Origin of the sequence: Lentilactobacillus senioris (assembly GCF_026798195.1) — a bacterium.
Classification (GTDB): Bacteria; Bacillota; Bacilli; order Lactobacillales; family Lactobacillaceae; genus Lentilactobacillus; species Lentilactobacillus senioris_A.
The window spans coordinates 144919-167826 of the sequence record NZ_JAPQEZ010000003.1 but is presented as its reverse complement, the minus strand read 5'-3'; the positions used below and the strand labels follow the sequence as shown (position 1 = coordinate 167826).

Here is a 22908-nt window from a genome sequence, read left to right as displayed (position 1 = left end):
CTAATTGAGTAAAAATAGATAGGCTTAATGGCGGTGATAACCCAAGGAGGAACCAGATGGAACTAGAAAAAAATAACTACATTAATTCTTTATTTGAGTTTTATTCACCGCTACTAACTACTAAACAGGTTAACTATTTAGAACGTTATTACGTAGATGATTATTCCCTAGGTGAAATTGCTGCCGAATTTGATATTAGTCGGCAAGCTGTGTATGACAACATCAGACGATCTGAAAAAATCTTACAGCAGTACGAAACTAAGCTGAGATTATATCAAAGTTTTAAACAACGCAACCAAAAATTAGATCAAATTAAACAATATGCGCAAGAACACTATCCCGATGATTCACAATTAAGTGAACTCATTGATAGTTTAGAAATAACTGAAGAAGAGTGAAAGTGGTGACTGGATATGGCCTTTGAAGGCTTAACAGAACGATTACAAAATGCAATGCGCAACTTGCGCGGTAAAGGAAAAGTTTCCGAATCTGATTTAAGAGCTACAATGCGTGAAATTCGTTTGGCGTTACTAGAAGCCGACGTTAACTTTACTGTGGTTCGAAAATTTGTTAAAACCGTTGAAGAACGAGCAAAAGGCGCTAAGGTGTTAGAAGGCTTAAATCCTTCTCAACAAATTGTTAAAATTGTTAATGAAGAATTAACGCAAATGATGGGAGAATCAGCAGTTCCGCTGAATAAGTCTCCTAAAATTCCAACTGTAATTATGATGGTTGGGCTTCAAGGGGCTGGTAAAACTACCACTGCAGGTAAGATTGCCCTTAAACTGAAAAAAGAAGAAAATGCTAGACCATTGCTAGTAGCAGATGACGTTTACCGTCCAGCGGCAATTGAACAATTAGAAACGGTTGGTAAGCAAATCGACGTTCCCGTCTTTCAAATGGGTACTGATACTGATCCAGTAGAAATTGCTAAACAAGGTTTGGCTAAGGCACAAGCAGATCATAATGATTATGTCATTATTGATACCGCCGGCCGGTTGCAAATTGATACTGATTTGATGGATGAATTAAAAAACATCAAATCTGAAATTAACCCTGATGAAATTTTGTTAGTTGTAGATGCTATGACCGGTCAAAATGCTGTGGCTACTGCTGAAGGGTTTAACGACGCTTTAGGCATCACTGGGGTAGTCTTAACCAAATTAGATGGCGATACCCGTGGTGGGGCTGCTCTTTCCATTAGAGCCGTTACTGACAAGCCAATTAAGTTCGTCGGACAAGGCGAAAAAATGTCTGATTTAGATATTTTCTACCCTGACCGAATGGCTTCTCGAATTTTGGGTATGGGCGATATGTTGTCGTTGATTGAAAAAACCCAACAAGAATACGATGAAAAGCAAGCCGCAGAATTATCTGCTAAAATTAAAGAAAATTCTTTTGATTTTAACGACTTTTTAGATCAACTGGCTCAGATTCAAAAAATGGGACCTCTGGATGAATTAATGAAGATGATCCCTGGAATGGCTAATAATCCAGCTCTAGCTAACGTTAATATGGATCCTAAGGATATGGAACATATTAAGGCCATTATCTACTCCATGACCGAACAAGAAAGAACGGAACCGGATGTAATTAACCCATCTCGGCGGCGACGAATCTCTCGTGGCTCAGGCCGACCAATTCAAGAGGTTAATCGCATGATTAAGCAATTTAACCAAATGAAAACAATGATGAATAAGATGTCTAACGGAAACATGAGCGAAATGGAAAACATGATGAAGGCTACTGGTATGGGTGGCGGAGCCTTATCTAAGTTAGCTATGAAGCAAATTGGTCGCAAAATGAAGAAAAACCAAAAGAAACGGGCTAAAAACAAGCGCAAAAAACGATAAAATCAGCTTTTAACGGTGTAAAGAAAAAAACCTTTACAACCATCTAAATTACTGGTATATTATTAACGTTAAGAAATTACAGGAGGTGTTTTACACATGGCAGTTAAAATTCGTCTTAAGCGGATGGGTTCAAAGAAGCGTCCATTTTACCGTGTTGTCGTAGCTGACTCAAGAAGTCCTCGTGACGGTCGTTTCATCGAAAACGTTGGAACTTACAACCCACTAACAGAACCAGCACAAGTTACTCTTAAGGAAGAAGAAATCCTTAACTGGTTAAACAATGGTGCTCAACCATCTGATACAGTTCGTAACTTACTTTCAGATGCAGGCATTATGCAAAAGTATCACGAAGCTAAGTACGCTAAAAAGTAAAAAGTGAAGTGATATCATGGTAGGCATTGATAACTTAATTAAAACAATTATTACGCCACTTGTTGAGTTCCCTGAAGAAATCGCAGTTGTTGCTAAAACAACCGACCGATTTAACGAATATCATCTTCAGTTAAATGAAAATGATATTGGTAGAATTATCGGGCAACAAGGCCATGTGATCCAAACTATCCGGACTATTTTGTACAGCATACCAACTAATGGCGGCAAATTAGTGCGTTTAGTTATTGATGAAGATAAGGGATAGGGTTTTAGATAAAACGGTGGTTTTATTTAGAACCTTTTTTCTTATCTCTTTTTAATTTGGAGGACAAAATGGAATACTACAAAATTGGCAAAATTGTTAATACTCAAGGCATTCGTGGAGAAGTTCGGGTAGTTTCAATTACGGATTTTGAAGCAGAACGGTTTAAAAAAGGCAATACCGTCTACGCTAAATTAGCTAAAGACAACTCCATGCATTCACTAACTATCGACGGAGTTCGCAAGCATAAAAACTTTATTATTCTTCACTTTGTGGATCATCCTAATATTAATGATGTAGAATTCTTAAAGCCATCTGATTTGTTCGTTGACGAAACGGCGTTAGCAAATGATGATCTGGAGGAAGGAGAATACTACTACCACGATATTATTGGTTTAGACGTTGTTACGGTGGATGGTGAAGAGTTGGGAGCCATTAAAGAAATTTTAGCTCCCGGTGCAAATGACGTTTGGGTAGTTAATCGACCTGGACAAAGTGATTTATTACTCCCTAAAATTGATCAGGTGATCAAAAAAGTAGATCTGGCTAATCATTTAGTGACTGTAGAATTAATGGAGGGCTTAGACTAGTGAAAATCGATGTTTTAAGTCTGTTTCCGGATATGTTTACCGGCCCAATGCAGGAATCCATTATTGGTAAAGCCGTTGAAAATCAAATCTTAGATATCGAAGTAACGGATTTTCGCCAGTACACCACCGACAAACATCGTCATGTAGATGATTATCCGTTTGGGGGTGGTGTTGGTATGCTTTTACAAGCGCAACCCATTATCGATGCCTATGAAGACTTAGCTGTTAAAAATCAAGCCCAAGGAATCGCTAAGGGAAGAGTCATTTTAGTTGATCCGGCTGGTAAGACCTTTAATCAACAAGTAGCTGAAGAATTGGCTACAGAAGAGCATCTAACGTTTATTTGTGGCCATTATGAGGGCTATGATGAACGGATTCGTTCAATTGTTACTGATGAATATTCCATTGGTGATTTCATTTTAACAGGGGGCGAACTTCCAGCAATGGTTATGATTGATGCAGTTTCTAGACTGTTACCAGGAACTTTGGGCAATGGTGAATCTAGTGTTGACGATTCGTTTTCTACTGGGTTATTAGAAGGTCCCCAATACACTCGCCCCGCTGATTTTCGTGGTATGCGGGTGCCTGACGTTTTAATTAGCGGAGACCATAAAAAAATTGCCGAATGGAATCAAAAAGAATCCCTACGTCGAACTTATTTACGCCGTCCAGACTTGATTGACCATTCTAGATTAACTAATCTGCAAAAACGGCTCTTAAGAGAAGTGCGTGAGGAAGAAGAACAGCGTCAAGAAAAATAACTTTACAGTAATTGAAAAATTGTGTTAAAATTTAAGTTGGCTTAGGCCGAAAACAACATTCCGCTGTCCAGTCGATAATGAATGTTAGTGAAAGGAAGAAATACTATGCGTCAAAACAAATTGATTGATCAGATTAACCAAGCCCAAATCAGAAATGATATTCCTGAATTCCGGGCCGGTGATACTGTTAAGGTTTATGTAAAGGTTGTTGAAGGTACTCGCGAACGGATCCAATTGTTCGAAGGGGTTGTCATCAAGCGTAAAGGTGCCGGAATCCAAGCTACTTACACTGTTCGTAAAGTAAGTAATGGTGTTGGTGTTGAACGAATCTTCCCAGTAAACTCACCACGTATTGACCATATTGAAGTTGTTCGTTATGGTCGTGTTCGTCGTGCTAAACTTTACTACTTGCGTGCTCTTCAAGGTAAGGCTGCTCGTATTAAAGAATCACGTCGTGGACGTTAATTCTAAGAAATTAAAGGTTGAATCAAGCTTGGCTTGGTGTCAGCCTTTTTTCGTATCTACCAATAATTAGGTGAAGAAGTATGAGTAAAAACGAAGAACAAGTAAATTGGTTTTTAAAGTATTTAAAAAGTGAACGACAGTATTCTGCTGATACTATCAGGGCTTATCAGGAAGCATTGAAGGAATTTCAACAGTTTTTAGTGATTTCTGAAGACGCTGAATATAAATTCACTCAAGTAGATCAATTAGCGGTAGAGGCCTACATGAGTGATCTATATGACAAGGATTATGCATGGAACTCTATTTCACAAAAAGTATCCGCAATGCGGTCATTTTATAATTTTTTGGAAAAAAATGAAGAAATCAGTATTAATCCGTTTGAGTTTGTTCAGTTAAAGAAGCATAATAATCAATTACCAAGGTTCTTTTACCAAAATGAACTTCAGGAGTTGTTTCAGGCTGCGGAATTAAATAAAGATCCACAAATGAGGTTACGTGATCAAGCACTGCTAGAAGTTTTATATGGGACCGGAATTCGGGTAAGTGAATGTGCGGGGTTAACCACCCAAACAGTCGATTTACAGCAAAAAGTAATGTTGATTCAAGGGAAGGGAAACAAACAACGTTACGTTCCCTTTGGTAGGTATGCTCAAGAAGCACTGCAAAATTACTATGCTGATAGCCGACGGCCGGTTATGACTAAAAATGATCAGCACCATCAAGCGGTATTTATTAATCATCGCGGGACGGCATTAACGGCTCGCGGAATTGAATACGTGTTAGATCAAATCGTCAAACGTAGTTCCCTAACTACTTCCATTCATCCCCATATGTTACGGCATACGTATGCTACGGACTTATTAAATAACGGGGCGGATCTACGGACCGTTCAAGAGCTGTTAGGCCATAGTAGCTTATCTTCTACGCAACTATACACTCATATTACTAAAGAACACCTACTGCGGGATTATAATTCGTTTTTTCCCCGCACTCAAACTAAAAAATAAAGGGAGAATTATCCATGCCAATTAAATTTGAAGCAACCACTATCTGTGCCGTTCGTCATGGCGGTCACTTAGCTATGGCCGGAGATGGTCAAGTTACGATGGGTGAAAAAGTTATCATGAAAGGAACGGCTCATAAAGTTCGTAAAATTTATAATGATAGAGTGGTAGTCGGTTTTGCCGGCAGCGTTGCCGATGCTTTTAACTTAGAGGAACGGTTTGAAAAGAAATTAAACCAATACGACGGCGATTTAAAGCGAGCTGCCGTGGAATTGGCTCAAGAATGGCGTTCAGATCAAGCTCTTCAAAAATTGGAAGCCCTCTTAATCGTTATGAATGATAAGGATCTATTGTTAGTATCTGGTTCTGGTGAAGTGATTGAACCAGATGATGATATTTTGGCAATTGGTTCTGGTGGTAATTTTGCTTTAGCTGCGGCTACAGCTATGAAGCACCACGCTACTGATATGTCCGCTAGAGAAATCGCTGAAGCAGCTATCCATATTGCTGGTAGTATCGATATCTTTACCAATCAAAACGTAATTTCAGAAGAATTATAGGAGGTAGTAGAGTTGGAAAATGTACAAACCCCTAAACAAATCGTTGATGTTTTAGACCAATACATTGTCGGTCAAAATGATGCTAAAAAAGCGGTAGCGGTGGCTTTACGGAATCGATACCGCCGAATGCAATTAAGTCCTCAAATGCAAGAAGAAATTTCTCCTAAAAACCTATTAATGATTGGACCTACCGGGGTAGGGAAAACGGAAATTGCTAGACGGTTAGCTAAAATCGTTAACGCGCCATTTGTCAAAGTAGAAGCCACTAAATTTACTGAAGTAGGTTACGTTGGTGGTGATGTTGAGTCTATGGTTCGGGATTTAGTTGAAAATGCCGTTCAATTAGAAAAACAAGCGGCCTACAAGCGTGTTAATGCTGATGCCGTTAAGCAGGCTAATAATGAACTCTTGAAGCTATTGGTACCCGCTAAGAAAAAGGAAAACAATCAAAATGATATGCAAAATATCATGAACATGTTTTCTGCAATGCAAAAGGGAGAAACGCCTGATCTGAATGCAGCGCAACAAGAAGAATTAACTGATGATATTCGCGAAAAACGCCTTTCTACTTCTGATAAGTTAAGAGCTGGTTTACTGGAAAACGAAATGGTCGAAATCGAAGTGCCAGATCCTAGTCAATCTAACGTTGGCAATAACAACATGCTTAATCAAATGGGAATTGATCTCAATGATTCATTAGCTGGCATTATGCCTAAAAAAATGATCACCAGAACAGTTAGTGTTGCTGAAGCGCGTGAAATTTTAACTCGGCAAGCAGCTGAAACTTTAGTTAATAGTGCCGACTTATACCATGATGCAATTGAAAATGCTCAAAACGCCGGAATTATTTTTATCGATGAAATTGATAAAATTACCGGTGGTTCTTCTCAATCTCGAGGTGAAGTTTCGCGTGAAGGGGTTCAACGTGATATTTTGCCAATCGTGGAGGGTTCTCAAATCAATACTAAGTATGGAACTGTCAACACCGACCACATCTTGTTTATTGCTTCGGGAGCGTTTGCTGAGAGCAAGCCTAGTGATCTGATTCCTGAATTGCAAGGTCGTTTTCCCATTCGAGTGGAATTAAACGATTTAACTAAGGAAGACTTTGTTAGAATTTTGACCGAGCCTAACAACGCATTGGTTAAACAATATATTGCTTTAATCGGAACGGATAACATCAAGGTTACATTTACAATTGAAGCCATTAATAAAATCGCTGAGATTGCTACCGATGTTAATCATAATACTGATAATATTGGTGCTCGCCGGTTGCACACCATTTTAGAAAAGCTATTGGAAGACATCTTATACGAAGGTCCTGATATGCAAATGGGCGAAATTACCATTACTGAAAAATACGTTGACGATAAAGTTGGCCAGTTGGCCCAAAACAAAGATCTTTCTCGTTACATTCTCTAGGAGGAGTAGCATGATTGAGTTAGCTAACAACGATTTAACGGTTCAAATCAATGAACTGGGTGCGGAATTAACTAGTGTGGTTAATTCAGATGGCATTGAATTTATGTGGCAAGCGGATAAATCTTTTTGGGGGCGCCATGCTCCCGTGTTATTCCCTATTGTCGGTCGGCTAAAAGATGATCAATATCAATATAATGGCCAAACTTATTCCATGTCACAACACGGATTTGCGCGGGATAATCAGTTCTCTGTAATTGAACAAACTAGTAATATGGTGATATTAGAATTTACTGCTAATGAAACTACTAGGGCCAAATTTCCGTTTGAATTCAGTCTGAGAGTTACCTACACATTAGACCAACATAGTTTAAAAGTGGGTTACGAGGTAGTTAATCAAAATGACGTGGAAATGCCATTTTCGATTGGTGCTCATCCAGGGTTTAACATCCCCTTGGTGGCTAATGAAGCTAGCTTTACTGATTATGTGTTACGAGTAGCACCAGCTACTAACTACCAACAAATTCCATTGCAAGCGCCGTTAAGTGATCCACAAAATGCTCAGGAATTAAATCTTCTCCAGCCATTAGCATTAAATCATCAGTTGTTTGAAAATGATGCGTTAATTTTAGAACTGGAAGGCAAAGAGACGACGGTAATGCTAGAGACTGCTCAAAATGACCACGGAGTAGCCCTTACAGTAGCTAATGCGCCTTACCTAGGTATTTGGTCTCCCTATCCTAAAGAGGCGCCATTCGTCTGTTTAGAACCGTGGTGGGGAATTGCTGATCCAGTAGATGCCGACGGTGTGTTAGAACACAAATTAGCTATGAATCATCTAGCTACTAAACAACAATTTGTAGCTCAATATTCAATGACTTTTTTCTAAAAAATAAGATGACCCCGTTAGGGATCATCTTATTTTTGCTTACTACGATTACGCCACCAATAATATAAACCAAACGGAACTAGGTTTTCAGTTCCAGCCAGAATACGTTTAATGTTAGTTCTATGACGATAAAAAATAAAAACCGTTAATGCTAAAGCCAAAATGGCTAATAGTTGTTCTTGAAGTGCAAAAGTAATGATTGTAATAATACTAAAGGCAATCATACTAGCTAAACTAACCATACTAGTGATAAAGATCAAACTGACCCAGATACCAGCGGCGATTAAAAATAACTCTGGGCGATACGCTAAAAGCATACCGGCACTAGTAGCTACGGCCTTACCACCTTTAAAATGATCAAAAATGGAAAAGGTATGGCCTAAAATTGCTGCCACCCCAAAAATTAAGGGAGAAATTGTATAGCTATGAAAGAACACTGGCAACATAGTTGCAATTGATCCTTTAGCAATGTCTAAAATCATTACTAAGGTACCGGCCACTGGTCCTAATACCCGATAAGTATTGGTAGTACCAATGTTACCGGAACCAAATTGCCGAATGTCTTTATGGAAAAAAAGTTTCCCCACCCAAACACCACTGGGGATTGATCCTAGCAGGTAAGCTAGGATGAGCATGACTACGACTTGCCCTATATTAGAGTCCATGTCTAGTTCCACCATTCCTTAATTCAAACAGTTCTGTACAATGTCTTTAATTTTAGCATGTTTAACTAGGGACTCCAATAAAATTTCATTTTCAAAGTAAAAAAATTAGGTTATCATAAAATAGATTGTTATTAAAAGAAGGAGTCTGCATACGAATGGCAAAAGCAAAACAAACATATGACGATTCTTCCATCCAAATTTTAGAAGGGCTCGATGCCGTTAGAAAACGGCCCGGTATGTATATTGGTTCTACCGGAGTACGAGGCCTTCATCATTTGGTTTATGAAATCGTCGATAACGCCGTTGATGAAATATTAGCGGGCTACGGAAAAGAAATTAACGTGATTATTCACGCGGATAATAGTATTACGGTTAAAGATCATGGTCGGGGAATGCCAGTAGGTATGCACGCTTCTGGAAAACCTACACCAGAAGTTATCTTAACGATGCTGCATGCTGGTGGTAAATTTGGCCAAGGTGGTTATAAAACCTCAGGTGGTCTTCACGGAGTCGGTGCTAGTGTGGTTAACGCTCTATCATCTAGTCTAACCGTAACAATTGTTCGTGACGGAGTGAAGTACGAAGAAGATTTTGAAAATGGTGGTCATCCGAAAGGTACATTACGTAAATTAGGGAAGACGGGGTTACCAAGTGGCACTATGGTAACTTTTAAACCAGATTCGAGTATCTTCACCACGGTAGTTTATAATTTTGGTACTTTGGCGGAACGATTAAGAGAATCGGCCTTTCTTTTGAAAGGCACTAAAATTACGTTAACTGATGAACGTCCAGGACAAGAACAAGAAGAAGTTTTTCATTATGAATCCGGGATCAAAGAGTTCGTTGGTTACTTAAATGAAGATAAAAACGTTTTAGGCGATATTATGTATTTTGACGGTACCAAAGATGGTGTCGAAGTTGAAGTCGCTGCCCAATATAATGATGGCTATACTGAAAATATGTTGTCATTTGTTAACAACGTTAGAACGCGTGACGGTGGAACTCATGAAGCGGGATTAAAATCCGCTTGGACCAAAGCCTTTAATGAATATGCTCGTAAGATCAGCTTACTTAAAGAAAAGGATAAAAATTTAGACGGTAGCGACGTGCGAGAAGGCCTCTCTGTAGTGATCTCTTTGCGGGTACCAGAAGAACTACTCCAATTTGAAGGGCAAACTAAAGAAAAATTGGGAACTCCAGAAGCCAGAAGCATCGTTGATAGCGTTGTGAGTGAACAGCTGGGCTATTTCTTAATGGAAAACGGGGAATTTGCCCAAACGTTGGTGCACAAAGCTTTAAGAGCTCGGCAAGCCCGCCAAGCCGCACGAAAGGCTCGTGACGAAAGTCGTAATGGCAAGCGGGCAAAGAAACAAGAGCGGTTATTATCAGGTAAATTAACGCCAGCCCAGTCAAAAGATTATAGTCAAAACGAACTCTTCCTAGTCGAAGGGGATTCCGCCGGTGGATCTGCTAAGCAAGGACGAGATCGCAAACATCAAGCGATCTTACCATTACGAGGCAAGGTCTTAAACACCGAACGGGCTAAATTGCCAGAAATTATGAAAAATGAAGAAATTAACACGATGATTTACACCATCGGGGCTGGTGTTGGGTCTGAATTTAACATCGATAATTCCAATTACGACAAGATCATTATCATGACCGATGCCGACGATGATGGAGCTCATATTCAAATCCTGCTGTTAACATTTTTCTACAAGTACATGCGGCCGATGATCGATGCTGGTCGAGTTTATATTGCGTTGCCACCGCTATATAAAATGCAACAAGGTACCGGGGCAAAAACTAAGATCGAATACGCTTGGACTAACGATCAATTAGCTCAAATTGAAAAAGATTTTGGTAAAACTGCTTCCTTGCAACGCTTCAAAGGTTTGGGAGAAATGAACGCAGACCAATTATGGGAAACTACTATGGATCCAGAAACCAGGACCTTAATCCGGGTGCGAATTGATGATGCTGCTTTAGCTGAACGAAGAGTTACTACCTTAATGGGTGATAAAGTAGATCCAAGAAGGGCCTGGATTGAAGCCAACGTTAAATTTACGATGGAAGAAGAAGGCAGCATTTTGGATAATGCAGCTGATGAATAGAGGTGAATAGTAAATTGAGTAAAATTGAAAATTTAACTTTAGAAGACGTAATGGGAGATCGATTTGCTCGTTATTCCAAGTCAATTATCCAAGAACGGGCTTTGCCAGATATTCGAGACGGATTAAAACCGGTCCAACGCCGGATTTTATACGCCATGAACAAAGACGGCAATACTTATGATAAAGGTTTTAGAAAATCCGCTAAATCAGTCGGAAACGTTATGGGTAACTTTCATCCCCATGGCGACAGTTCGATTTATGAAGCGTTGGTTCGAATGAGTCAAGACTGGAAGGTTCGAGAACCATTAATTGAAATGCATGGTAATAATGGTTCTATGGATGGCGATCCGCCTGCTGCTATGCGATATACTGAAGCTCGGTTAAGTAAAATCTCTGGTGAAATGCTTAGAGATATTGACCAAGAAACTGTAGATTGGGTTTTGAACTTTGATGATACCGAATACGAACCTACTGTATTACCAGCTAGATTTCCTAATTTATTAGTTAATGGTTCTACCGGGATTTCAGCAGGTTACGCAACCGATATTCCCCCTCATAATTTAGGTGAGGTCATCGATGCAATCTTATACTTACAAAAACATCCAGATGCTTCTACTGATAAATTAATGGAATTTGTAGCCGGTCCAGATTTTCCCACTGGGGGAATTGTTCAAGGTCTAGACGGTATTAAGCAAGCCTACGAAACGGGACATGGCCGGATTGTAGTGCGTTCGAAGACTGAAATTAAACCCATTCGGGGAAATAAAAGTCAAATTGTAATTACTGAAATTCCATATGAAGTTAACAAGGCTCAATTAGTCAAAAGAATTGATGAAATTCGGATTAATAAAAAAATTGATGGAATTGCTGAAGTGCGTGACGAAAGTGATCGTGATGGGTTAACGATTGTGGTGGAACTAAAGCGTGATGTTGATTCTAATGGAATTTTGAACTACCTATTTAAAAATACTGATCTGCAAGTTTCATATACTTTTAACATGGTGGCAATTAATCATATGCGGCCCGAACGGGTATCATTGAAGACCATGTTAACTGCTTACTTGGAATTCCAACAAGAAGTAATCAAAAAACGGACGATCTATGATTTAAAGAAGGCTCAAGATAGACAACATATTGTCCAAGGTCTGATTAAAGCCTTGTCCATTTTAGATCAGGTAATCAAAACGATTCGGGCTAGTAAGAATCGTAAAGATGCTCGCGATAATTTGGTAAAGGCGTATGAATTTTCCACTATTCAAGCTGATGCTATTGTAGCGTTACAACTTTATCGATTAACTAATACTGATGTAACCCAACTAGAAAAAGAAGCTGCCGATTTGGCTGCTCGCATTGAAGCCGATCAATTAATTCTTAGTGATGAAACTGAGTTAAACCGAATTTTAGCTAAAGAGCTTAAACAAATTAGTAAACAATTCCGGCACCCTAGAATGTCTGAAATCCAAGCTGAAGTAGCTGATCTAAAGATTAGTAAAACGGTAACGGTTCCGGATGAAGATGTAATTGTTTTAGTAAGTCAACAAGGTTACCTTAAACGTAGTAGTATTCGCTCATACACAGCATCTAATGGTGAGGAAAACGGATTACAAGACTTTGATAATCCAGTCTTTTTGGCCAAGGTTAACACTCGCGATCATTTGCTGATGTTTACTAATAAAGGGAACCTGATTTACCGACCAGTTTTTGAAATTAGTGATGTCCGTTGGAAAGACACTGGTGAGCATCTTTCTCAAACTGTTGGCTTAGAATCTGATGAAATGGTAATTGCCGCTTACTCCTTTAAGAGTTTGAAGGAACCTGGAGAATTTTTAATTGCCACTGACGATGGCTATATTAAACGAGTAGCGTTTGAAAGTCTCACTCCTGGTCGTACTTACAAGAAGCATGCATTTGTTTATGAAAAACTCAAATCACCAGCTGCTAAAGTAATTAACGTGATGTATTTGGCTCAACCTGATGAGAATATGTCTGTGATGCTGATTTCTCATCTAGGCTACGCATTACGCTTTAACTTAGCTGAAATTCCGGTGAACGGAGCTAGAACTACTGGGGTTAAATCAATGAATCTTGGTAATGATTGGGTAACTAACGTTCAAATTGTTAACGATGATCAATCAATCGCTCTAATTACTCAGCGAGGCGCGTTTAAGAAGATGAAGGTAAGCGAGGTCACACCTACTTCAAGAGCTCGTAAAGGGGTATTAATTTTACGTGAACTCAAGAATGATCCTCATCGAGTAGTTGGATTTACAGTGATAAACCAGGCCGATGCACCGTTAGTAGTTTATACTGATCACAGTAAAGAACATGACCTATTACCTAACGAATTTAGTGATGGTGGGCGTTATTCCAACGGTTCATTTGTTATCGATGTGGATTCTGAAGGACAACCAATTTCTATTCAACCTAAGTTATTAGAATTGATACTAAATTAATTTAATAGGATTAATAGTTTGCCAGCTGTTCAGATAAAGATTATATTATGGTCAGCAAAATAAATTATGCTCCAACTGGGGGAGGCACTTGTCAATGAAAACAACTCAAGAAAATATTTTTTCTTCTAAAACGTTAAGTTATTTTCTGCAACTATCGGATACCATGAATTACACTCAAGCAGCTCAAATCTTGGGGATTACTCAACCTGCGTTAACACAACAAATTAAAAAATTAGAACGGACTGTGGGGGCACCGCTATTTTATTCAGTTGGCAAAAAATTGCGTTTAACTGAAGCAGGCCACACCATGTTAAGAACTACCCATGATATTTATGAACTATTGAATGAAGCTACCGATGAAATTCAACAGTCATCCAGTGAAACCACGGGTGAAATTAACTTAGGCATCTTAGCCTCAATTGAAACACGTGTTTTACAAGCGTTTACGATTGAGCTATACAAAAAGTATCCAGATCTAACCATTACTTTTCACATGTTAACTAGAAAAGAAATTTGGGAAAATTTGGAAAATAATAAGATTGATTTAGCCATTATGTACTTGCCAGATTCATCAATTAAAAACTGGCAACCGTACAGTTCTAAAAAGATTTTGTCTGACGAACTTTTGTATGTTCATCACCAACCTGAACTTAAGGATCGTAAATACATTCGCTTTAAGGACGTAACTGATTCTCCATGGGTTATTTATCCACAAAACTACTTTTTGAACGTTACTTTACATGAAGCTTTTAAGAATCAAATGGTAGATTTTCCTAAAATCGCTGGTCGCTTTACGTTGCCAGAACAATTATTAAATTTCGCCATTCACGCTAATACAGATACAGCTTTACCAGTATCATTTTTAAAGGGAATTAATTCTGACTTTTTGGAACAACAAAATACCTGGATGACTACTTTAGAACCTAAAGTTCAGTTTGATCTCAGCTTTGTATTCCGGAAAAACAAAAATGAAATCCCACGAATTAAATTTTTCTTAGATGCCTTTGACAAATACCTCGAAGACGAGGATTATTTAAGTAGGCTCGAAAAAATAGCTACAAAAGATAAAACAAAATAGGAGAGATTCATATTATGAGTAAAGAACTTGTTTTTGGTCACCAAAATCCTGATACAGATGCGATTGTTGCTGCCAAGGCATATTCGTACCTACAAAATCAATTAGGCTACGACACCGAAGCAGTTGCTTTGGGAGAACCTAACGCTGAAACTGTTTACGTGTTAAATCACTTTGACGAACCAACACCACGGGTCGTTACCGCTGTAAAACCAGAAGTTGATTCTGTTATGTTGGTAGACCATAATGAATTCCAACAAAGTGTATCAGATATTGAAGCAGTTCAAGTAACTCACGTAGTTGACCATCACCGAATTGCTAACTTTAATACTGATCAACCATTAGAATACCGAGCAGAACCAGTTGGTTGTACCAGCACCATTTTAACTAATATGTTTGCTGAAAAAGACGTTAAAATTCCAGTTAAATTGGCTGGTTTGATGATGTCTGCTATTATTTCAGATACTTTACTTTTGAAGTCACCAACTACTACTGATAAAGATAAAGAAGCTCTACGTGCTTTAGCTCAAATTGCTGATGTAGATTACAAATCATACGGTATTGAAATGCTTAAAGCTGGTACTAACGTTGATGCTAAGAGTGATCAAGAATTAATCGATGCTGATGCCAAATCTTTCGATATTAACGGCAAAAACGTGCGAATTGACCAAATCAACGTAGTTGACTTTGAAGATGTCTTAAAACGTCAATCAAGCATCATGACGGCTATGAATAATGAAGCTCAAAGCGAAGGCTATGATTTGTTTTTAGTATTGGTTACTGATATCTTAAACAGTAATTCTAAAATGATTGTAGTTGGTGAACCAACCGCTGCAGTTGAAAAGGCTTTTGCTGCTAAGCTAACTGATAACGTTATGGACTTACCAGGCGTTGTTTCTCGTAAAAAACAAGTAGTACCACAATTAACTGACGCTTTAAACTAAAAAGCTAATAAAAACCCCTTAACACTTAAGTTAAGGGGTTTTTTATTGGCATTAAATTAATGCAAGATAGTGTTTAGTAATAAGACCATCAATAAACCAACAACAGAAATAATTGTTTCTAGGACGGTCCAGATTTGCATAGTTTGCTTAACTGAAATATCGAAGTATTCTTGGAACATCCAGAAACCAGCATCATTAACGTGAGATAACGCAAGTGATCCGGCACCGATAGCTAAAGCCATCATGATTGGATCTGCGCCTAAACTGTTCATTAATGGAGTAACCAATCCAGCAGCGGTCATACCAGCAACCGTAGCTGAACCTAATGAAGCCCGTAAAATAACGGCGATTAACCAGCCTAAGATAATAGGTGAAAGGTTAGTGTGCATCATAAGGTCTTGAACAGCTTTACCAACACCACCATCAATTAAAATTTGTTTGAAGGCGGCACCACCACCGATAATCATCAAGAGCATAGCAATGGATTTGATGGCTTCAGTAATGGTAACGGTAATTTCGCTCATGCTCTTATTACGATGAAAGCCCATTGACCAAATGGCAAATAGCAAAGCAATTACCATGGCAATCATTGGGTTACCAAGCATTACCACGATAGCGTCTAAGCCATGTGGGTTAGCAGGGGTTTTACCACCCATGAAGATCATAGTGTAGATAGTAGAAATTGCCATGAAGATAACAGGGAATAATGAGGTTAAAACGGATAAACCAAAACTAGGAGTATCTTTTAAATCAAATTCCTTGATTTCCCCAAAAGCTGGTAAGCTCTTCTTTACTACAAAGGCTTCTGGAACCCATTTTTGAGCTAACTTAGTGTACAGTGGACCAGCAATGATCACACATGGAATGGCTACGATAATTCCGTACAAAAGCATTTGACCAATGTTAGCACCCAAAGCAGTTGCTACCGCGGTTGGAGCTGGTTGTGGAGGCAAAAATCCTTGAGTGGCTGATAGTGCTGTAGCCATTGGAATTCCAAGGTATACGAATGGTACATCTGCTTCCAAGGCAACCGCAAAAACGATTGGAGTTAATAATACCAAGCCAACTTCGAAGAATAGTGACATTCCGATGATAAATGAAGCTAAAACGATCGCTAATTGAAGTCGTTTTTTACCAAATTTATCAATTAGAGTTTTGGCGATTCGATAGGAACCACCGGCATCTGAAACCAAACGGCCAACCATGGCACCAAAGCCAAAGATAATGGCTAGTTCACCAAGGGAACCACCAATCCCAGTTTTAATGGAATCTGCAATATGGGCTGGATTCATTCCTAATCCAAGACCAACTACAATGGCAGTTACAACAAGGGAAACGAAGGTATTCAGCTTGAACTTAATGATTAAGAACAACAACAGCAAAATACCTAAAATCAATACAACAAAAGGCATAAGTTCACTCTCATTTCTCTCTAAATAATTTCTAATAGTCTGCATTATTTTTAAGTACGACTTAAAAAATAGCAACACGGGTATTTTAGACTTTTTGGTGACGAAATTCAATCAGATTGAAAAAAATTATTATAAATGATATAAGAAAGCGTTTGCTAAATTGATTTTTGTTACCAAACTGAAAAATATTTTCTTCAGGGGGGTTAACGGGGGAATCAATTTATATATATCTACTTCGGATAATATATATTATGTAAAGTAAAATATATATAAATCTATCCCCCTCAAATTAACTCTTAAAATTTAAATGGTTAGTTGTTTAACCCAAAATGGTAAATAATTTTAACTTCGTTATCGCCAGCTTGGCTATTAATTACTGAGGCACCAGCCAAACCAGTTTTAATTTACTTAGCAACTAATTTATGACCGTTTAAAATAAAACGTGTGCCTTTATAATGCGCAATTGGCAATGTTATTGGTTCAGCTTGGTTTTGGTGCCAAGTTATTACAATGTGACCGTGTTTAACTTGCTTAGTAAACTTATTGTTTAAGTATACTTTGGTATATAATTTGGCTAGCTTACGAACGTTATTTAACTTAGTATCCGTAGTGGCTGCTGGATTGGCTAAAGCAATCATTTGTTTGGTGGCTGGCAGATAATCAGTCACCGGCTTAGCGATTTGCTGCCATGGCTTGCTTAAATCTTTACTAGCAAACGATTTTTGCAATTTAAACGGTACATTACGGTCTTTGTTAACCATCAGACCTTGATAGCCGATGCTAGCATTGTTCCATTTAGCCAGCATGGTAGTAAAAACCGATATTCCTTGCAAAATGGTCAGACATATCAGGATTCTAAGTGCAAGCATGATAAACTTTCGGCCCATTTCATTTAAATTAATTTCTTGTAAGGTCATGAACCCAGCATAAATTAATAGTAAAAATGCTATTGGTGCCAACCTAAATGGAAATTGAAGAATATACAAAAATTTAAACGTTTTAAATAACAAATTCCACGGAAAAATTCCAGATGCTAGCACTAAAGTAACAATACCGAGCCAGCCTAAAAATTTAATTGCCTTAGTATTAACGTTTTTAACGCTAACAAATAAGACTGCGCAACTTAAAATACAGATTAAAGAAACTAGTAATACTGTAGCTCCAGACCAATTTAAGGTATGCATCTGTGGATCTGCGTATGGAAATGGATTCAACAACTTGTTTTGAGTACTTAAAACAATATATGGTAACCAAATATTAATAGTTAAAATAATCGTTATCCCTGCTGCAATTCCGGTTTTAGTAATTAGCTGTTTCTTATTTGTAGTAGATTGAAATAGTGAGTAACTAAACGTAATCATCAAAAAAACAACAATAGAAAGCACTGACGATAAAACATGAACCTGAATTAAAATGGTGACTGCAATTATCATTTCACTGATTTTAACCGGTTGCTTTGGTTGTGTTGCCATTCTAATTCCAACGGCAATTACTAAGGGGATAAAAGCAGCTCCTACCCCCATAAATTCTGAGTTTAAAACCTAAGCAAAAACGGCATACGAAGTCATATAAAAAATAGCACCATATAACCGTAATTTGGGTTTTACCTGCCCTACTTTTAGCATATAAAGACAATTTAAACCTGCTGCAGTTACTACCAAAAAATTGGTTACTATTTGGAGCTTATAGTACGATCCCAAAATGAATAGTAACAATCCGTTTAAATATGCCAATAACGGTCCATAAAGGACGTTTATGTAACGACCGGTACTATTAAAGCCGTACATCATAATGAATGGTTGAAAATTATGTTCCTTGATTTGCATGTAAGTATCATAAAATCTACTAAGATGAAAAACTGAATCCGTATATAGCATTAAGTTACTACGTTGAAAAATTTGGGGTGAGATGATGATTAACCCCACTGCTAAAATAATAAAAATATTTCTTAAGTTTGGAGAAGCCCCCATTCTACTTTTCATTTCCCCTGTCCCATTGCTAATAATTATTCTTAATTTATATCTTATCAAAGTTTAAAAAATTGATAAGCAAAACGCCTTGCAACAAAAAAAGACAGTGCCATAGCCCTGTCTTTACAATCTATTTAGCGTTTAATCTGCTTTTTAGTTTTTTTATTAAATGAGAGTTTAAAACTAAATATAAAATAATAATTTGGATGGGAGTGATTATTACTTCCTTAACTATTCTAGTAGATACCAAAGCCCAAAACGGAGTTTTATACATTAAAGTTAGCCACAATGTGTTTAAAAGCGTATTGACCACTACGGCAATAATGAGTTGGGATATAATCACATTAGCCCAAGTTGCCTTTCGTTGGTAAAAAAAGATTCCGTAAATAACGGCGCCTAGGATGGCAGAAACGGTGAAACCGGGAAAGTAAACGCCCCCAGTTAAGATGGTTCCCACGATATCAGCAATGGCCGCTACCGACGCTGACCACCACGGGCCGTACCAGGCACTAATTAGTGCCGTAACTACAAAACCAAATCCTAACTGAATGAATTGAGTACCAAACGTTAGTTGATTTAACACTAAACCAGCTGCCAGTAACAATCCTAAAACCACGATATCCAATGTCCGTAGTTTTTTAAACGTAAATGAGTCTGTAATTGACTTCATCATAAAAAAACATCTCCTCGAAGGAGCTCACCATACTAGACCTATATTAAGTTAAGTGATTGGTGAATGCGAAAACAATGACGCGAACCTAAAGTTCTTCTACCAACGTTCACATTCCGTTCCGCTGGTCCTTAACGCATTGAATCCTACCCCATTTATTTTGTAACTATTAAAGCATAGCATATCCTACAAAAAAAGCAATTAATTACTAATAAAAAGTAATTAATTGCTAAATAATAGCTAATTAAAATTGATCTGTTTTATCAAAATCACGGAGCCAGCCTAATGCTAAGGCTTTCTCTCCTAAATGAGTACCAATGACTGGTCCAAAGTAACTCTGTTCTACCGTCATTGATGGATATAATTGCTGAATTCGTTTAGCCCAAGCATCTCCAGCTGCCGGATCATTAGCGTTTAACACTAATGCTCTAAGCGGATAAGATGCTTCTTGATTGGCTTTAATAAATAATTCTTCTACCCTTGCTAATGCTTTTTTACGGGATCTTATTTTTTCAAATGCCACGATCTCATGACTATCATCATCAAACGTCAACAATGGTTTGATTTTTAAGATTCCACCAATAAAAGCTGAAGCATTGGATAATCGACCACCACGAACTAGGTTTTGTAAGTCATCAACGATGAATAATTCATCAATGGTAGACCGCAAATCATCTAAGTAAGCAATAATTTGATCCACCGCATAATCTTTAGCAGCCATTTTGCTTGCTTGAATTGCTAAATATCCCATTAATTTTACGGTGATTTGAGAATCATAAGGAATTACCTTAATTCGTTCGATGGTAGGAGCGATTTGTTCTAAAGAATTGTAGAAACCAGAAATGGTGCTTGCTAAATGGATACTAAGAACTGCGTCATACCCCTCATCTGCTAATGAATTATATAATTCAATCATTTCGCCCATTGGGGGCTGAGAAGTACTAGGGAATGATTTAGAGTTGCGAAGCTTATCGTAAAACTCTTCTGTAGTTAAATCAATTCCTTCATCGTAACTTCTACCATCAATGATTACCGGAATGGGCACGACTTTGATATTATACTGCTCTGCTTCTTGCTTGGTTAAATACGCAGTACTATCAGTAACAACTGCGATTTTCATTTAAGTCACCTACCTACTAAATTTTAATCCGATTAATGCTTTGTTCTAAACGATTTAATAAGATTTTTAATAATTGCTGTTCTTCATCGGTCCAATGGTTAAAAATATCGACAGTTAGTTGCTGGTATAATTGTTCAACTTTTTGATTTGCCGTTGAACCTTTTTCAGTCACTTGATAGACTAATTGCCGCTTATCTTTACCAATTGCAGTTTTGGAGATCATATCCTTGGCTACTAAACTCTTTAATTGTCTAGACAGAGTCGAAATATCTAACGAACTGGCTTCCGCCAACTGATCTTGAGTTTGAATTCCCGCTATTACCTTAATTAACAACTGCCATTCAGAAATAGTTAACTCTACTGATTTGGTTAGTTTCAACAAAATTCTTTGATATTTCTTCTCAGCGCTTCTTAATACAACTAATGTGTCTTTCATTGAAAGAATACCTCCGAAAAAACAGTATACAATAATTATTTGCACTGGGCAAATAAATGGGCAGCTCTTAGCTTTTCTGGTAGAAGTGCTGTATACTATAACACCGTTAACTAAATAATTAATTAAAAGAAAGCGAGCTGAATTATTATGTCATTTGACGGATCCTTTCTACATGCAGTTAGAAACGAATTAGACTGTGAACTTACAACGGGTCGAATTAGTAAGATTAATCAACCATACCCCAATGAATTGATTTTAACAATCAGAGCCCACGGTAAAAGCCACCAGTTACTGTTATCTGCTAACCCGACTTATGCGCGGGTCCAAATTACGAAAATTCCTTCAGTTAATCCGGATGTTCCTAGCAACTTTACGATGCTAATTCGAAAGTATTTAAACGGCGCAATTTTAAAACAAATTACTCAACCGGGTAATGACCGAGTTTTACATTTTGATTTTAGTTCTCGAAATGAAATTGGAGACCAAATAGAATTACGCTTAATTATTGAAATTATGGCCAGACACAGTAATATCATTTTAATTGATCAAGCCACCAATAAAATTATCGATGCTATCAAAAGAGTTAACAGTGATGTTAACAGATATAGAACGCTATTACCGGGAGCAACCTATGTTAATCCCCCCAAGCAAGATGTATTAGATCCATTTAATGTTAATAATTTTAAAGAAATTGAAAATATTGTTCGTGATTATCCTAATGCTGATGTTTTAGCTGATCAATTGCGGCAAAAAATTCAAGGACTTGGTAAGGACACATCTTTGGCATTAGCAAGTTACCTTCACGAACCCAGTGAACTGGTTGATAATTTCACAGCATTTTTCCAACGATTTAATCATCCAACCCCTACTATTAGCGAAATTGCTACTAACAAATATAATTATACTGCTTTTCCGTATCCAAATACTCTTTCAAATGTTGAATATTCGTCTTTAAGTGAATTGCTGGACCAATTCTATCATGATCAAGTTCAGCGAGATCGGGTCCGGGAGAAAGGCAGTGTTTTAATTCACGTAGTTAAAAACCAACTGAAAAAGAATCGAACTAAGTTGAAAAAACTACAAAAAGAATTAACTGAAACTGACCAGGCGGACCAATACCGGATTAAAGGTGAAATCTTAACCACCTACCTTAGTCAGGTTCAAAGAGGAATGACTGAAATTGAATTGCCCAACTTTTATGCCGAAAACAAACCAATTAAAATTGCTCTGTCTAACCAAATTTCTCCGTCTGAAAATGCTCAAAAATACTTTAAACGCTACCAAAAACTAAAAAATGCCATTTCTTATTTGACGGAACAAATCAAGGAAACTAAGGCTGAAATTAATTATTTTGAAAATATCCAGGCTCAAATTGAATTAGCCAATCCGGAAGATTTACAAGAAATTCGGTATGAATTAGAACAGCAAGGCTATCTCAGAAACCATGAGCAACATCAAAAAAGTAAGAAGAAACGCCATAAAGTAAATAAACCAGAAAAATTTATTGCAAGTGATGGAACTGAGATTTTAGTGGGTAAAAACAACCTGCAAAATGAACAACTAACCCTTCATTTTGCCGATAAACGAGATACTTGGTTACACGTTAAGGACCTCCCTGGTTCTCACGTAATTATCCGTGATTTTGAGCCATCAGAGCAAACTTTACTTGAAGCTGCTAGTTTAGCCGCTTATTTTTCTAAGGCTAGAAGCAGTACTAAAGTACCGGTAGATTATGTTAAAGTGAGAGCTATTAAGAAACCAAATGGAACTAAACCGGGCTTTGTAATTTATGAAGGCCAGACTAATGTATTGGTGGATCCAGACCCGCAATTAGTTCAACAACTGCATGAATAATCAAATTAAAAAGCAATAAC

Annotated in this window: 23 protein-coding genes and 1 riboswitch; of the genes, 16 read left to right on the top strand and 7 right to left on the bottom strand. The window is 37.7% G+C overall.

Annotated features, from left to right (window positions below):
• Window positions 1-56: 56 nt before the first annotated feature.
• From OXT66_RS04870 to OXT66_RS04820, 11 genes are all read left to right on the top strand, one after another.
• On the top strand, window positions 57-398 hold the full coding sequence (locus tag OXT66_RS04870; protein WP_268596243.1) for a putative DNA-binding protein: 342 nt from the start codon (window positions 57-59) through the stop codon (window positions 396-398).
• A gap of 15 nt (window positions 399-413) precedes the next feature.
• Entirely contained in the window at window positions 414-1853 is a 1440-nt protein-coding gene (ffh, locus tag OXT66_RS04865) for a signal recognition particle protein (RefSeq protein ID WP_268596241.1), read from the top strand.
• Between the two features lie 96 nt (window positions 1854-1949).
• Window positions 1950-2225: a 30S ribosomal protein S16 gene (rpsP, locus tag OXT66_RS04860; RefSeq protein ID WP_268596239.1), complete on the top strand. Its 276-nt coding sequence runs from the start codon at window positions 1950-1952 to the stop codon at window positions 2223-2225.
• A 16-nt stretch (window positions 2226-2241) separates the two neighbouring features.
• Entirely contained in the window at window positions 2242-2490 is a 249-nt protein-coding gene (locus tag OXT66_RS04855) for a KH domain-containing protein (RefSeq protein WP_054669751.1), read from the top strand.
• Between the two features lie 68 nt (window positions 2491-2558).
• A complete protein-coding gene (rimM, locus tag OXT66_RS04850) occupies window positions 2559-3077 on the top strand; it encodes a ribosome maturation factor RimM (RefSeq protein ID WP_268596237.1) in 519 nt (172 codons plus the stop codon).
• A complete protein-coding gene (gene trmD / locus OXT66_RS04845) occupies window positions 3077-3838 on the top strand; it encodes a tRNA (guanosine(37)-N1)-methyltransferase TrmD (protein WP_268596235.1) in 762 nt (253 codons plus the stop codon). Before rimM ends, trmD begins: the two co-directional genes overlap by 1 nt.
• A gap of 105 nt (window positions 3839-3943) precedes the next feature.
• The gene (gene rplS, locus OXT66_RS04840) at window positions 3944-4303 is read left to right on the top strand and encodes a 50S ribosomal protein L19 (RefSeq protein ID WP_268596233.1); all 360 of its coding nucleotides are present in this window, start codon (window positions 3944-3946) and stop codon (window positions 4301-4303) included.
• A gap of 80 nt (window positions 4304-4383) precedes the next feature.
• Window positions 4384-5310: a tyrosine recombinase XerC gene (xerC, locus tag OXT66_RS04835; RefSeq protein WP_268596231.1), complete on the top strand. Its 927-nt coding sequence runs from the start codon at window positions 4384-4386 to the stop codon at window positions 5308-5310.
• Between the two features lie 14 nt (window positions 5311-5324).
• Complete coding sequence (gene hslV / locus OXT66_RS04830; RefSeq protein WP_268596229.1) at window positions 5325-5867, top strand: HslVU peptidase proteolytic subunit; 543 nt, start codon at window positions 5325-5327, stop codon at window positions 5865-5867.
• Window positions 5868-5879: 12 nt separating this feature from the next.
• Window positions 5880-7289 carry an ATP-dependent protease ATPase subunit HslU gene (gene hslU / locus OXT66_RS04825; RefSeq protein WP_268596226.1) on the top strand — a complete coding sequence of 470 codons (1410 nt, stop codon included), beginning with the start codon at window positions 5880-5882 and terminating at the stop codon, window positions 7287-7289.
• A gap of 10 nt (window positions 7290-7299) precedes the next feature.
• Window positions 7300-8175, top strand: a complete 876-nt coding sequence (locus OXT66_RS04820) for an aldose 1-epimerase family protein (RefSeq protein ID WP_268596225.1) — start codon at window positions 7300-7302, stop codon at window positions 8173-8175.
• A gap of 29 nt (window positions 8176-8204) precedes the next feature.
• Here the strand turns inward: OXT66_RS04820 and plsY are convergent, their stop codons facing one another.
• Window positions 8205-8840 (bottom strand): glycerol-3-phosphate 1-O-acyltransferase PlsY, encoded by a 636-nt coding sequence (gene plsY, locus OXT66_RS04815; RefSeq protein WP_268596223.1) that lies wholly within the window; start codon window positions 8838-8840, stop codon window positions 8205-8207.
• Between the two features lie 155 nt (window positions 8841-8995).
• On the opposite strand from plsY, the gene parE reads away from it, so the two are divergent.
• The 4 genes from parE to OXT66_RS04795 all read left to right on the top strand — a co-directional run bounded on the left by parE (window position 8996) and on the right by OXT66_RS04795 (window position 15426).
• Window positions 8996-10954, top strand: a complete 1959-nt coding sequence (parE, locus tag OXT66_RS04810; protein WP_268596221.1) for a DNA topoisomerase IV subunit B — start codon at window positions 8996-8998, stop codon at window positions 10952-10954.
• A gap of 14 nt (window positions 10955-10968) precedes the next feature.
• Window positions 10969-13407 (top strand): DNA topoisomerase IV subunit A, encoded by a 2439-nt coding sequence (gene parC / locus OXT66_RS04805; RefSeq protein ID WP_268596218.1) that lies wholly within the window; start codon window positions 10969-10971, stop codon window positions 13405-13407.
• Between the two features lie 94 nt (window positions 13408-13501).
• Window positions 13502-14485 (top strand): LysR family transcriptional regulator, encoded by a 984-nt coding sequence (locus OXT66_RS04800; protein WP_268596216.1) that lies wholly within the window; start codon window positions 13502-13504, stop codon window positions 14483-14485.
• 14 nt (window positions 14486-14499) lie between these two features.
• Entirely contained in the window at window positions 14500-15426 is a 927-nt protein-coding gene (locus tag OXT66_RS04795) for a manganese-dependent inorganic pyrophosphatase (RefSeq protein ID WP_268596214.1), read from the top strand.
• A gap of 56 nt (window positions 15427-15482) precedes the next feature.
• On the opposite strand, the gene OXT66_RS04790 is transcribed toward OXT66_RS04795, so the two are convergent.
• The 6 genes from OXT66_RS04790 to OXT66_RS04765 form a co-directional block, all read right to left on the bottom strand.
• On the bottom strand, window positions 15483-16838 hold the full coding sequence (locus tag OXT66_RS04790) for a gluconate:H+ symporter (RefSeq protein WP_054669724.1): 1356 nt from the start codon (window positions 16836-16838) through the stop codon (window positions 15483-15485).
• 404 nt (window positions 16839-17242) lie between these two features.
• A complete protein-coding gene (locus OXT66_RS04785; protein WP_268596211.1) occupies window positions 17243-18310 on the bottom strand; it encodes a hypothetical protein in 1068 nt (355 codons plus the stop codon).
• 69 nt (window positions 18311-18379) lie between these two features.
• Complete coding sequence (locus OXT66_RS04780) at window positions 18380-18820, bottom strand: hypothetical protein (RefSeq protein WP_268596210.1); 441 nt, start codon at window positions 18818-18820, stop codon at window positions 18380-18382.
• A gap of 118 nt (window positions 18821-18938) precedes the next feature.
• A complete protein-coding gene (locus tag OXT66_RS04775; protein ID WP_327058998.1) occupies window positions 18939-19481 on the bottom strand; it encodes a folate family ECF transporter S component in 543 nt (180 codons plus the stop codon).
• Window positions 19482-19536: 55 nt separating this feature from the next.
• Window positions 19537-19634: riboswitch (THF riboswitch) on the bottom strand.
• A gap of 88 nt (window positions 19635-19722) precedes the next feature.
• Window positions 19723-20598, bottom strand: coding sequence for a DegV family protein (locus OXT66_RS04770; protein ID WP_268596208.1), 876 nt, complete (start codon window positions 20596-20598; stop codon window positions 19723-19725).
• Window positions 20599-20614: 16 nt separating this feature from the next.
• Window positions 20615-21034: a MarR family winged helix-turn-helix transcriptional regulator gene (locus tag OXT66_RS04765; protein ID WP_268596206.1), complete on the bottom strand. Its 420-nt coding sequence runs from the start codon at window positions 21032-21034 to the stop codon at window positions 20615-20617.
• A 147-nt stretch (window positions 21035-21181) separates the two neighbouring features.
• Here OXT66_RS04765 and OXT66_RS04760 point away from each other — a divergent pair, with 147 nt between their 5' ends.
• On the top strand, window positions 21182-22888 hold the full coding sequence (locus OXT66_RS04760) for an Rqc2 family fibronectin-binding protein (protein WP_268596204.1): 1707 nt from the start codon (window positions 21182-21184) through the stop codon (window positions 22886-22888).
• Window positions 22889-22908: the final 20 nt, after the last annotated feature.